Raw genomic sequence first — 12,115 nt, forward strand, 5'->3', positions numbered from 1 at the left:
GCGGGGACGCTCAGCGGGAAGCTCGCCAGGTCGTCCACCACCCCGACCTCGCTGCCGTCCGCCGCATCCGTCACCGTAGCGCGGTGGGGGAGCGCTTCCGACCGCACTGTGCCGTCGAGCGGGGTGGCGGTCATGTTGAGCACCGTCAGCTGCACGACCGGCAGACCCTGGTCATCCAGCGACTCCAGCTCGTGGACCATGACCAGCATCCCGGGATGCGCGACGTCGGGCACGTCCACCTGCCGCGCCGTCGCGATGCCCCAGCGGGTGCGGATGCGCAACAGCTCGCGCAGGCGGCTCGCGAAGGAGGAGCGCTGTCGCAGCTGCTCGGGCAGGCTGCCGTAGAGGGAGCGCGCCCGCGGCATCCCGGACGGGGATCGCTGCGCCTCCGGGGCGATGCCCAGCAGGTCGTGCGCTCCGCGTTCCACCCAGCGCGTATCGCCTTCGGCGATGAGGTCGGCCACCTCCGAGCGGGGGACCGTCAGGGCGCCGAGCAGATCCCAGCCGGACAGGGCGAAGACACCCGGCTGCCAGGCGTTGAAGGCGGCGAGCAGCAGGTGCGCGTCCCGGATGGCCGGGATGTCGGCCTCCTGGATGGAGTCGAGCGTCGCATGGCCCTGGGTCGCGGCGATGAGCGATGCCGTCGTGCAGGCGATGCCGTTCGTCGTGAACACGAGGTTGTAGTCGGCCGTCGGCTCGGTGATCGCCTGGACGAGGTCCTGGCGGATGCTGTGCGCCAGCTCGCCGCCCGTGATCTCCTCGCCGCGGAACGTGTAGACGTCGTTCTGGTGCAGCGTCGCCCAGTGCACGAGCTCGTAGGTGAGCTCGTCGTGGTTCTGCATGCCGTGGACGAGGACGGCCGGCTCCACTCCCAGCTCCAGCGAGGTCCGGAGCGTCAGCCGCAGGAACTCGGTGTCGCCGGTCGCCAGGGCGTGGTGGTAGGCGGGCCGGTTGATGAAGTCGTAGGACAGGTCCGCGCCGACGGCGGCGGTGTCGCGGATGTCCTCCACCGTCAGGTTCAGCTCCTGGAAGGTGAAGCCGCCGACCTTGCGGACCATGCTCGCGATGATGTGGTTGGCGGCGTGCGACAGAGGGTGCCCCTCCGACCAGGCCGGCAGCCCCTCCGCGCTCTTCTCCACGCCGAGGAAGCCGTTCGCATCGAGCCGCAGGGCGCTGGTGCCGAGGTCCCCGAGCGAGTGCAGTGCGTCGCCGATCACCAGGCGCATCCCCGAGAAGGTGGGATCCAGCCAGTTCACCGACGGCTGGCCCTCCTTGAAGTAGTGCAGGTACACCCAGCGACGGGTGACGCCGTCGACGCCGATCACCGGCGCCGTGACGCTCCAGTTGGTCTCCTTCACGCCCGGGGCGAAGAAGATGACGCGCTGAAGCTCGCCGATGATGTACCCGCGGGCGGCCAGCGCGGCCTCCGTCGACGCGTCCAGGTTGACCGAGTCGCGACCCTCGGGCACCTCGGGGAGCAGGTGCCACTCATCGGGCGGGATCTCGACCATGTGGTAGATGCCCGGGTAGTCCTTGTACGCCAGCTCGGCGAGCCGGAAGTCGGCGCCCTTGCCGGTGTGGCCCGGCACGATGTCGTCGATGACGCTGCCGCCGTGCTCCTCGGCGACGTCCGTCATCCGGCGGAAGGTGTCCTCGTCCCCGAAGGCGGGGTCGATCTGCGTGCCGATGCGGTCGAAGTGCCCGTCGACGCTCGGCGTCTCCTGCCAGCCGCGGATGCCGCCCGCGCGCTTCACCGGGCCGGTGTGGATGCCGTTGATCCCGATCCGCTCGAACGCCGTCCACAGCTCGGGGTCGGCGAGAGCGCTGAGGAACGACTCCCCGGGCCGCGTGATGAGCGAGATCGGATACGCCGTGAACCAGACATCGGAGGTGGACACGGCACGCCGGGCGTCCGGGCGCGCGTACGGATTGCGCCACATGCTCGGGGAGCCGGACAGCTGGCGGCTCAGCACGTCCGCATCCTTCAGCATGGACTGGCGGACGAGCCACTCGACGTAGGCCGGGTTCTGGCCATTGGCGGCGCGCGGGTCGGAGAACGTGCGGCGGATGCTGCCGCCGCGCAGGTTCGTGCGGGGGCGCAGACGGCGGGGACGGGCCGGGTACAGCTGCTCGTCGTAGGTGATCTCCTCCATCTCGGCGAGAACGTCCTCCGGCACGGCGTCGCCCACTTCGGCCGCGACCATCCCCGCTTGCGGCTGGCCTTGCTGCTGGCCTTGCGGCTGGGCTTGCGTGTCGGCGTCCTGCTCCGTCACCTCGAGTGCCTCGTCGTCCACGTGGTCTCCTTCCGTGACTGCCACCGTAACCCCCGCTCGCTGAGCCGTGGCCCGATCCTCAGGATGATTCGCCGAACGTTCCGCCCTGTCACTCGCTGAGCCGCTCGATCAGCTGTCCTTTCGTGAGGTGCGTCACATTGCGCAAGCCCCTGGCGCGTGCTGCATCCCGCAGCGCCTGCACCGTCAGCCGGTCGAGCGCGGGGTCGTGCGGAGCGGATGTCGTGGCCGACCCGGCGAACTCGGCCGTCTCCTCCACGGTGTCGTCGCGGACCGAGGGGAGGGGCGGGGTGAGGTCGCCACCCGCGGATGCGTCCCGGCGACCGCCGGAGCCGTCCGCCGAGCCGGAGCCGTCCGCCGAGCCGGAGCCGTCCGCCGGGCGGGATGCGACCGAGCGTCCCGCAAGGTCGGCCAGCTGCTGCTCCAGTTCGCGAGCGCGCTTCTTCGCCTTCTTCGCATCGAGCTTCTCCGCAGCCTTCTTCGCCTTCGCGACCGCCTCCTCCGCGGCCTCCAGCGCCTGTGCGGCCGCCTTTTCCAGCTTCTTCTGCTTCGCCATGCTCGCTCCTCCCGGTTCGGTCATCCAGCCGTTCGCGTCCGCCTTGAACGGTGCCACCAGCCGGCGCTCACGGCAAGGCACCCCGCCTCCGCTTCCCGGCAACCGCCGCGAAGCGGGAGGATGGAGCAGTGACCATTCCGCTCACCCTCATCCAGCGTTCACCCGATCCCGAGAACGTCGGTCAGTCGCGCGATCGGCGGCCGACCATCGCCGAGCGCTTCCGTGCGGTCGGGCGGAGCCGGCTCGGCGCGTTGCTGCTGCTGCTGGCGACCATCGTCGCGATCGTGTGGGCGAACATCTCCTTCGCCGGATACGAGCAGTTCTGGGAGACGCATCTCACCCTCGGCGTCGGCGACCTGCACCTCGACTTCACCCTCCACGCGCTGGTCAACGATGCGCTCATGGCCCTCTTCTTCTTCACGGTGGGCCTGGAGGTGCGCAGGGAGTTCGCCATCGGGGAGCTCACCAGCTGGTCGCGCGCGGTCGTCCCGGTGGTCGCCGCGGTGTTCGGGCTCGCGGTGCCGGCGGTGATCTACGTCCTGTTCACTCTGGGCACCGGACTCGAGCACGCCTGGGGAGTGGTGATCTCGACCGACACGGCGTTCCTCGTCGGTGCGCTCGCGCTGATCGGCCCGCGCGCTACCGGCCGGCTCCGGGTCTTCCTGCTCGCCCTCGCCGTCGTGGATGACATCGGCGCGCTGACCATCATCGCCCTCGTGTACACGCAGCACTTCACCCCGCTGCCGCTGATCGTGGCGGCCCTCGGGCTCGTCGGTGTCTACTTCACGCGCTATCTGCGGGGCGGCCGGGGGCCGGTGTACGCGACCCTGGCGATCATCGTGTGGCTCGCCTTCCTCGCCTCGGGCGTGCACCCGACGCTCGCCGGCGTCGCGATCGCCCTCCTGATCCCCGTGTACCGGCCCAACCGGATCGACGTGGAGCACGCCCTCGATCTCGCGCGCACGTTCCGGCAGTCCCCGAACACCGAGTACGCGCGCGCTGCCGCCAACAGCCTCCGCGAGTCCATCTCCATCAACGAGCGGCTGCAGTCGGCCTGGTCGCCGTACGTGGCCTACGTCGTGCTTCCGCTGTTCGCGCTCGCCAACGCGGGAGTCCGGCTGAACGGCGACATCCTTTTGGGCGCTCTGGTGTCCCCGATCGCGTGGGGTGTGCTCGTCGGTCTCGTCGTGGGCAAGTTCGTCGGCGTCTTCGGCTCGGCGGCGCTCCTGCGGCTGCTCCGGATCGGCGAGTTCGGCCCGGGGCTCGCTCTCGACCGGCTCGCCGGGGGAGCCGCGCTCTGCAGCATCGGGTTCACGATCTCGCTGTTCATCGTCGATCTCGCGATCCCCGACGAGACCATGCAGAACGCCGCGCGCGTCGGTGTGCTCGCCGCCACCGTGGTGGCGTTCCTCGTCGCCACGCTGATCTTCCGGATCTCCGACGCCCGCCGGCCGAAGGAGGAGGTGGGGACCACGCTCCTCCGGCCGGTCGATCCCGACCGCGACCACATCTTCGGATCGATGGATGCGCCCTTCGAGATCGTCGAGTATGGCGACTTCCAGTGCGGGTTCTGCCTCAAGGCGACCGGCTCGGTGGTCGAAGTGCAGCGCGAGCTCGGCGACGGATTGCGCTATGTCTGGAGGCACGCACCCCTGACCCGGTTCCACCCGAACGCGCTCGCGGCGGCCGAGGCCTCGGAGGCCGCTTCGCGTCAGGGCAAGTTCTTCGAGTTCGAGCGCAGCCTGTTCGCCGACCAGGAGAACCAGCTGCCTTCGGACATCGTGCGCCGCGCCCGGGAGCTCGGCCTCGATGTGGAGCGCTTCGAGGCCGACCTCCGCTCGGCCGAGGTGGCCGCGCGCGTCCGGGACGACATGCTCGACGCCGAGGCGATGGACATCTCCGCCGTTCCGACGTTCTTCATCAACGGCCGCCGTCATAGCGGACCCTACGATGCGCAGTCGCTGATCCGCGCCCTCCAGGCGAGCGCCGACGGCGGTCGCCTGGAGCCGTCCTCTCCTGCGTGACCCGGTGTCGGTGGGGTGCGGAATAGTGGGGGCATGCCGCAGCCAGACGCCGACTCCGACCTGTTGATCGTCCCCGATGCCGTCGCGTGGCGCCAGTGGCTCGATGCGAACGAGGAGACGTCGGACGGCGTCTGGCTGGTGCTCGCGAAGAAGGGCGTCACAGACCCGACATCGCTGACCTACGAGCAGGCCCTCCCGGAGGCGCTCTGCAGCGGATGGATCGACGGCCAGAAGCGCGGACGGGACGCCACGACGTTCCTGCAGCGCTTCACGCCGCGTCGCAAGGCCTCGCTCTGGTCGGAGCGCAACATCGGCCTCGTCGCGGCTCTGGACGCCGAAGGGCGCATGCGTCCCCTCGGGCAGAGGGAGATCGACCGGGCGAAGGCGGACGGCCGGTGGGACCGTGCCTATGGCGGCTCCTCCACCATCCAAGTGCCGGACGATCTGACCGCTGCGCTGACCGCAAACCCCGCTGCGGCTGCCACGTTCGAGCGCCTGAACAAGCAGAATCGGTTCGCCGTCCTCCACCGCGTCGTCACCGCTCCGAGCGTCACGAGCCGCGCCAACCGGCTGCAGAAGCTCGTCGCGATGCTGGAACGCGGCGAGATGCCCTACCCGCAGCCGAACGACCCGCAGCGGAACGACGCAGGATAACGAATCGGTGAACAGGCCGACGGCCTTCTGTCGGAGTCCGCATCCGCTGGCTATGCTGCGAGCGTCCGGGCATTCGGAGGGGGAGACGGCGATGGGGAATCTGTCGGGGGCGGCGGGCTTCGCCGGTGCGATCGCGCTTGCAGCCATCGTCCTGCTGCTCGCCCCGCTCGGGAGCGCCACCTCGCCGACCGTGCAGGCGGTGGATCTGGTGGTCGCCGTCATCGCGGGGGCGGCTGCGGCGACCTGCCTGGGCATTGCCGTGGGAGCGCGCCACCGACACAGAAGAGCCCGCTAGCGGTACAACCCTCATTCGCGCAAGGGGGCGTGGGAAAGTTGACAATCCGGGTGACCGTGGGGATCATCCAGAAGATGACATTGGTGGACGGGACCCTCGAGGACTTCGCCCGCGATTTCCAGATCGCGCTGGCGCAGCGCCAAGTCACCGTCGCCTATCAGCCGCAGATCGACGTCTCCACAGGCTCGGTCGTCGGCGTGGAGGCGCTCGCGCGCTGGACGCATCCCCGGCGCGGTGCGGTCTCGCCCGACGTGTTCGTCGACGTGGCGCAGAAGTCCGGCCTGCTCCCGCTGCTGACGGCGCGGGTCGTTTCCGATGTCACCACCGAGTACATCCCCGGCTGCACCATCGACATCGCCGTGAACGTCTCCGCGACGCAGCTCGAGGATCCGTCGCTCTACGACATGTTCGATGGGGCGTTCTCGACCGGCAGGTGCGACCCGGCCACACTCACCATCGAGGTCACCGAGAGTCACCGAATTGCGCATCCCGACCGGGTGGCCGCGCCGCTGGAGGCCCTCACGGCGGCCGGGGTCACGATCTCGGTGGACGATTTCGGCATCGGCCACTCGTCGTTCTCCCGCGCGGAGGCCCTGCGGGCCCGCGAGCTGAAGCTCGACAAGAGCCTGGTGCAGGCGGACCACCGGGCCGGCGAAGTGGCTCAGATCATCGACGAGGCGCACCGTCGCGGCATCCGGGTCGTCGGTGAGGGTGTCGAGCGAGGCACGCAGCTCGACCGGCTGGCCGCCGCCGGCTGCGATCGTGCGCAGGGCTACTGGATCGCGAAGCCCCAGCGCGCGTCGGCGCTGCTCGCGTGGTATCGATCGCGCTCGCGCCGGTCGTAAGCGGTCGCTGCCGCCCGCGGCGAGCGGATGGGCCGGTAGCTCGGACTAGAGGGCGTCGAAGGAGTCGATGTCCACGCGCGGCTCCTCCGCGCGAGGTGCGGGCGGGTCCACCTCGATCTGCGCCCACGTGACCGGCATGCCGGGGGAGAACAGCACATCGACGCCCGGGCCGCCCCGCAGCGGGGGGATGGTGACGTAGCCGCCGCCCGCCCGCACCGCCTCGAGGATCTTCGCGCGCAGCTCGTCCACCGGATCGGGAAGGAAGTAGTCCTTGCCGTCGACCGTGAGGCGGTGAACGATCATCTGCTGTTCCTTTCGGTGGTGATGTGTAGAACACTATCGCGCGGTCACGATACACCCGTATCCCGTGCGACTAGGCTCTCAGCAGCGCCGGACGCGCGCGAGTACGACCAGAAGAAAGGCTTCCGTGGGCACCCTCCGTTACGACGGCGAGAGCTTCGAGCTCGACGACCGTCTTCTGTTCCACATGCAGATCGCGATCAGCACGAAGCTCCGCCGCGGCGAGAACTTCTTCCTCACCTGGCCGGTGGCCGCCGAGCTCGGCAGCGGCCGTCACACGATCTGGGTCGACAACGGCGTCCCTCTGCACATCTTCTACTCCGGTTCGAAGGTGCCGACGCTGAACAAGGACTGGATCGAGGCGATGATCCAGACGGCCGCCCGGGCCTCCGGGATGCTCGTCATGGAGGAGTCGGAACTCCGCCCGCCCTCGGCGCGCTGACGTCCCGCCCCGCGCCGGGGAGGCCGGTGTCCGTCAGAGCCTGGGCCACCGCCTGCTCGACCGTCAGCTCCCGGCCCTCGGCCACCGCCGCCGCGAGCCGGCCGGCGGGTGCGGTGGCGGCCAGCCGGTCCAGGTACCGCTGGTGGAAGGTGAACGTCGGCCCGTTGTGGGTTCCCGACCGCTCTCGCAGCGCGTGGGCGGCGCCGGCGAGCCGCCCGGCGCGGTCGACGTCGCCGCCGACGGCGGCGACCGCTGCCAGCCCCTCCAGCCCGTAGGCGATCCCCTCGATGTGGCCCAGCGACGTCGAGAGGGTGACGCTGAGCGCGAAGTCCTTCCGGGCATCCTCCGGTGAACCGAGCAGAAGGTGCGCCCAGCCGAGGTGGTACGCCGCGATCCGGCCCCCGACGGCATCCTCTCCGCTCTGCGTGAGCGCGAGCGACTCGTCGAAACGCTCGAACGCCGTGCGCAACCGCTGCTCCAGCAAGGCCACCCGGCCCAGCAGGACGAGCGCCATCGACTCGCCCCAGACATCCCCGGTCTCACGGAACAGCTGGATGCTGCGCTGCATCACCTCCGCCGCTCGCGCGGTGTCCGGGTCGTCGCCCGCGAGGAGGGCGAGCGCGAGCGAGATCTGCGCCATCGCCTCGCCGGAACGATCGGCGCAGCGCCGGAACAGGTCCGCGCTCTCTGCGAGGTCGGCCGCCACGCGCCCATCCGGGTCCTTCCAGAACCGGATGGTGCGCGTGAAGTAGAGCGCGATGGCGCGCGTCCGGTCGTGCAGCGGGTCTCCGGACTCGAGCGGCTCATCCATCCAGGTGCGGACCTCGCCGAGCAGGCCGATGACCCAGAAGTAGAGGAACAGGTTGAAGGCGAGCTGCGCAGCGCGGTCCCAGTCGCGCGCGTCGAGCAGGTACCGTTCGGCCGCCCGCAGGTTGTCGCGCTCGTCGCCGAGCCGCTGCATCCACTCGCGCTGCCCGCCGCCCTTCAGCGGAACGCGGGCGCGGGAGCCGAGGTCGATGAAGTAGCGCGCGTGGGCGTCCCGGGCGCGCTGGAGACCGCCTTCGCTCCGCAGCCGCTCTCGCGCGTACTCGCGGACGATCGCCTGCATGGTGAAGCGCGGACGGTCGTCGGTGTCGTGCTGGGCGACGAGGCTGGAGTCGACCAGAGCGGCGAGGTCGCTGAGCACGTCGGCGTCACCGTCCGGGGCGCGGTCATCCCCACGGCCGTCGCCGGGAGCCACGTCGCCATCCTCGGCCCCGACGAACTCCGCCGCCTCGAGGGTGAACCCGCCCTCGAAGACGCCCAGCCGTGTCAGCAGCCGCCGCTGTTCCGGGGCGAGCAGCTGCGTGCTCCACTCGATGGTGCGCCGGATGGTCTGCTGCCGCTCCGGGAGATCGCGTGAGCCGCCGACCAGCACGGAGAGGCGACGGTCGATCCGCTCGAGCAGTTCGGCGGGGGAGAGCACCCGGATGCGCGCAGCGGCCAACTCGATGGCCAGCGGGACGCCGTCGAGGGCCGTGCAGACGCGGGCCACCGCATCCCTGTTCTCCGGGGTGATCTCGAAGTCGGGCTTCACCGCGTGGGCGCGCTCGACGAACAGGCTCACCGAGGACTCCTCGGCCAGCGGACCCACCTCGTAGCTCTGCTCCGCGCTCACCCGGAGGAGCGTCCGGCTGGTGACGAGGAGCGAGAGACCGGGCGCGTCGCCGAGCAGTCCGGTGAGCAGCGGGGCTGCGTCGATCACCTGCTCGAAGTTGTCGAGCACGAGCAGGATGCGCCGGTCGCGCAGCGCCGTCACCAGGTTGTCCAGGATGGGCGCGTCGCCCGTGTCGCGCACCCCGAGCGCCTGTGCGATGCGGTTCGGCACGCGCGGCGGATCGTGGACCGCCGAGAGATCGACGAACACGGCGCCGTCCTCGAACGCCTGTGCGGCGGCGCCGGCGGCAGCGATCGCCAAGCGGCTCTTTCCGATCCCGCCCGGACCGGCGAGGGTCAGGAGGCGCGCGCCGTGCTCGAGTCGATCCGCGACGGCGGCGATGTCGCCCTCGCGCCCGACCAGCCCGGTCAGCGGAACCGGCAGCCGCACCGGCTCCACCACCCGGTCGGCGTCGCTCGCCACCTCGGCCGAGACGAGAGCCCGGCTCTGATCGAACCGCTCGGCGAGCAGCGTGGCGAGGTCGTTCTCGATCAATTGCGCGAGCTCCCTGGGGCTCTCGAAGTACTTGTACGCGGCACGGTCGTCGTCGCGGATGCGGGCCAGGAGGCTGGCGAGCCGCTGCTCCCGATTCTCGGCCGGACTCTTCACATAGAGCAGCCGCGGCACCTCGTCGGGGCAGAGGTTGTACTCGTCCTCGAGCCCCGAGACCTCCTCGTCGGGCGCGACCCAGCCGTAGCGTTCCCAGTAGACGCCGATGAAGACATCGCTCTGGTCGAGGTACGCCCGGTAGAGCTCCCGAGGGGGATGCGGCCGCGCCCCGAGCTCGAACATGACGGGCGCGAGATGGAGCCGTTCGATGGCGGTCCGCGCTGCGTGTCGCTCGGCGGCGAGCTCCTGCAGGGTGGAGGAGACGAAGATCCGCAGCCGCTGGTCCGGCGTGCGGATCACGTGAGGATGGCTCATGTCATGTCATTGTCTTGCGTTCCTGAGCGGATGTACAGGGGGCGCGGGGATGCGGCGTCATTAGCACGCGATGGCTCGCCCGCACAAGGCTCTACACTCGTCCCGGTCGACGCGGTTGGCTAGGCATGTGAAAGAAATCGCGTGGTACGTGCTGGGCTTCTCCCTCGCCGTGACGGGAATCGCCCTCGGGCTGCTGCTGGCACCCGACGCCGCCGACGCGCGAGAGGGCGCCGGCGGGCTGCTGCAGCACCTCAGCCCGACCGAGTGGAGTGACCTCGTCGTCGCGCTCGTGTTCGCGGCCGTGGCCTTCGTCGCCGGCAGTCTCCTGTCGTCGCGGGCCGCGGCCGACGCCGACGAGAGGGCCGCGGCGGTGGAGCTCGTCACCGTTGAGAGCGCTGGCTGAGCCCACCGTCGAACCGCCGCCGCCCCAGGGGAGCGGCGGCGGCCGGCCGCGCCTCCCGGCCCCGGACATCCCGTCGAGCGTCGTGAAAGGTGAGGCCTCTGGATGGGGATGCCCGTCTATCGCAGCGTGGCGGTGATGATCAGGTTGTCGCTCGACGGTGCGCCGGAGGGTCGCTGGAGGCAGGTGATGAGGACGAGTCGACGGGGGGTGTTCGCCCAGATGGCCGGATCGTCGGGAAGCCCGTCTTTGTCGATGGTCTTCGAGCCGGTGACGACGTAGGTGTGGTCGCCTACCTGGACGGTGGCACCGGGTTTGACCCGGGCGGTGCCGTGTTCGACGTCGATGAGGTAGTTGCCGGGTCCGATACCGCCGCCGCGGACGGAATGGGCGACGACGTACAGGGTGCCTTGTCCGGGGCGATCGAGTGAGGCGCCCAGGTTGCGGACGAGGTAGGCGGAGTCGAAACCGGGCGGAGTGATGGTGTTGTCGGCTTCGCTGAGCTCACCGAGCCTGACATCCAGACCGACGGAGGGGACTTTGAGACGTTGCCCGATGTCGGGGACGGCCCTCATCGCCTTCTGCGTCTTCGCGGAGGGGAGGGTACCCGGATCGACGTGCACCTGGTTGCCCTGGAGGTCGGGCACCGTCTGGGCGGTGGGGGTGAGGGTGCCGAGGGCACCCAGGACTCCGATGATCAGTCCGGCGACGCCGACCGCGAGGACGGTGATGAACACCGTCCTCGCCTTCTTCGTGGTTGCTACTGACGTGATCGTGTCTTTCTGCGAAGGAGGAACACACCGCATCCACACGCTAATCCGGCGCATCACGCGAGCGAAAGGCAGCAATCAGGCTGTCCGGTAGCGCCCTTGACCCGCCCGTGCGGCGACCCTCGACCCTCGCTAGCGCGTCGCCGCGGAGAGCGCCTCACGAATGCCCGCGACGTCGAAGCGCGGCCCGTAGGCCGGGTGGTCGCGCTGGGCGCGCCAGCCTTCCGAGAGGGGTCCGAGATCCACCGGTTCGAAGCCGAACTCATCGATCAGCGCGGTGACGCGCTCCCGTGCGCCGGCGTCGTCTCCGGCGACGATGAGAGCGCGACGGCCGGGAGTCCCCGTGGGCAGGCTCTGCGAGGTGAGCTCTGCCGCCCCGATGTGGTTGAACGCCTTGACGACCTTCGATGCCGCCAGCCGCCTCTGCAGGCGCTCGGCAACGGTCGTGGACTCGTCGTCCAGCTCCGCGATGTGCCCGTCGCGGTGCGGGTAGTAGTTGTTCGTGTCGATGACGATCTTTCCCGCCAGCTCGTCCACGGGCAGGGTGGCCTCGGCCGCGAGAGGGGTGGTCACCACCACGAGGTCGCCGGCCGCCGCGGCTTCCGCGGGGGTCGCTGCGCGCGCATGGTCGCCGAGCTCGTCCACGAGGGCACTCAGGGTCTCCGGGCCGCGCGAGTTGCTGAGCACGACGTCGTAGCCCCGCGCGACAGCGAGGCGCGCGAGCTGGGATCCGATACGTCCTGAACCGATGAAACCGATAGTCGTCATGACCGGCCCAACCCCCACTCTCGTGCAACTGTCTCTTATACACATCTCCGAGCCCACGAGACACTCGCTAATCTGGGGGGGGGGGTTGGGGTTTGGGGGGGGGGGGGGGGGGGGGGGGGGGGGGGGGGGGGGGGGGGGGGGGGGGGGGGG

At 70.3% G+C, this 12,115-nt stretch carries 12 protein-coding genes; 6 read left to right on the forward strand and 6 right to left on the reverse strand.

Annotated features, from left to right (window positions below):
• A partial coding sequence (treS, locus tag ACPYOG_RS16530) for a maltose alpha-D-glucosyltransferase (RefSeq protein WP_481295267.1) occupies positions 1-2,204 on the reverse strand: 2,204 nt, incomplete at its 3' end.
• Between the two features lie 178 nt (positions 2,205-2,382).
• A complete protein-coding gene (locus tag ACPYOG_RS16535; RefSeq protein ID WP_481295259.1) occupies positions 2,383-2,847 on the reverse strand; it encodes an SAP domain-containing protein in 465 nt (154 codons plus the stop codon).
• A gap of 128 nt (positions 2,848-2,975) precedes the next feature.
• On the opposite strand from ACPYOG_RS16535, the gene nhaA reads away from it, so the two are divergent.
• The 4 genes from nhaA (at position 2,976) to ACPYOG_RS16555 (ending at position 6,665) form a co-directional block, all read left to right on the forward strand.
• A complete protein-coding gene (gene nhaA / locus ACPYOG_RS16540; protein ID WP_481295260.1) occupies positions 2,976-4,871 on the forward strand; it encodes a Na+/H+ antiporter NhaA in 1,896 nt (631 codons plus the stop codon).
• 33 nt (positions 4,872-4,904) lie between these two features.
• The gene (locus tag ACPYOG_RS16545) at positions 4,905-5,525 is read left to right on the forward strand and encodes a YdeI/OmpD-associated family protein (RefSeq protein ID WP_481295261.1); all 621 of its coding nucleotides are present in this window, start codon (positions 4,905-4,907) and stop codon (positions 5,523-5,525) included.
• Between the two features lie 91 nt (positions 5,526-5,616).
• Positions 5,617-5,820 (forward strand): hypothetical protein, encoded by a 204-nt coding sequence (locus ACPYOG_RS16550; protein ID WP_481295262.1) that lies wholly within the window; start codon positions 5,617-5,619, stop codon positions 5,818-5,820.
• 29 nt (positions 5,821-5,849) lie between these two features.
• Entirely contained in the window at positions 5,850-6,665 is an 816-nt protein-coding gene (locus ACPYOG_RS16555) for an EAL domain-containing protein (protein ID WP_481295263.1), read from the forward strand.
• A gap of 45 nt (positions 6,666-6,710) precedes the next feature.
• On the opposite strand, the gene ACPYOG_RS16560 is transcribed toward ACPYOG_RS16555, so the two are convergent.
• Complete coding sequence (locus ACPYOG_RS16560) at positions 6,711-6,968, reverse strand: hypothetical protein (protein ID WP_090036087.1); 258 nt, start codon at positions 6,966-6,968, stop codon at positions 6,711-6,713.
• A 124-nt stretch (positions 6,969-7,092) separates the two neighbouring features.
• Between ACPYOG_RS16560 and ACPYOG_RS16565 the strand changes: the two genes are divergently transcribed.
• Entirely contained in the window at positions 7,093-7,407 is a 315-nt protein-coding gene (locus tag ACPYOG_RS16565; RefSeq protein WP_090036089.1) for a DUF7882 family protein, read from the forward strand.
• On the opposite strand, the gene ACPYOG_RS16570 is transcribed toward ACPYOG_RS16565, so the two are convergent.
• A complete protein-coding gene (locus ACPYOG_RS16570; RefSeq protein WP_481295264.1) occupies positions 7,367-10,027 on the reverse strand; it encodes a DUF4062 domain-containing protein in 2,661 nt (886 codons plus the stop codon). The two genes, ACPYOG_RS16565 and ACPYOG_RS16570, sit on opposite strands and share 41 nt — an antisense overlap.
• Positions 10,028-10,154: 127 nt before the next feature.
• On the opposite strand from ACPYOG_RS16570, the gene ACPYOG_RS16575 reads away from it, so the two are divergent.
• Positions 10,155-10,430, forward strand: coding sequence for a hypothetical protein (locus ACPYOG_RS16575; protein ID WP_481295265.1), 276 nt, complete (start codon positions 10,155-10,157; stop codon positions 10,428-10,430).
• A gap of 116 nt (positions 10,431-10,546) precedes the next feature.
• Here ACPYOG_RS16575 and ACPYOG_RS16580 read toward each other — a convergent pair whose 3' ends face one another.
• On the reverse strand, positions 10,547-11,164 hold the full coding sequence (locus ACPYOG_RS16580; RefSeq protein WP_481295266.1) for a class F sortase: 618 nt from the start codon (positions 11,162-11,164) through the stop codon (positions 10,547-10,549).
• 165 nt (positions 11,165-11,329) lie between these two features.
• Positions 11,330-11,965, reverse strand: coding sequence for an NADPH-dependent F420 reductase (locus ACPYOG_RS16585; RefSeq protein ID WP_481295268.1), 636 nt, complete (start codon positions 11,963-11,965; stop codon positions 11,330-11,332).
• Positions 11,966-12,115 lie beyond the last annotated feature (150 nt).

Source organism: Leifsonia sp. HAY1-4F (assembly GCF_056755275.1).

What these genes read in the sequence shown, in the direction of transcription:
- ACPYOG_RS16560 (WP_090036087.1), bottom strand. Translation starts at nt 6,968, where the DNA reads ATGATCGTTCACCGCCTCACGGTCGACGGCAAGGACTACTTCCTTCCC.
- ACPYOG_RS16570 (WP_481295264.1), bottom strand. Translation starts at nt 10,027, where the DNA reads ATGAGCCATCCTCACGTGATCCGCACGCCGGACCAGCGGCTGCGGATC.
- ACPYOG_RS16550 (WP_481295262.1), top strand. Translation starts at nt 5,617, where the DNA reads ATGGGGAATCTGTCGGGGGCGGCGGGCTTCGCCGGTGCGATCGCGCTT.
- ACPYOG_RS16585 (WP_481295268.1), bottom strand. Translation starts at nt 11,965, where the DNA reads ATGACGACTATCGGTTTCATCGGTTCAGGACGTATCGGATCCCAGCTC.
- ACPYOG_RS16535 (WP_481295259.1), bottom strand. Translation starts at nt 2,847, where the DNA reads ATGGCGAAGCAGAAGAAGCTGGAAAAGGCGGCCGCACAGGCGCTGGAG.
- ACPYOG_RS16545 (WP_481295261.1), top strand. Translation starts at nt 4,905, where the DNA reads ATGCCGCAGCCAGACGCCGACTCCGACCTGTTGATCGTCCCCGATGCC.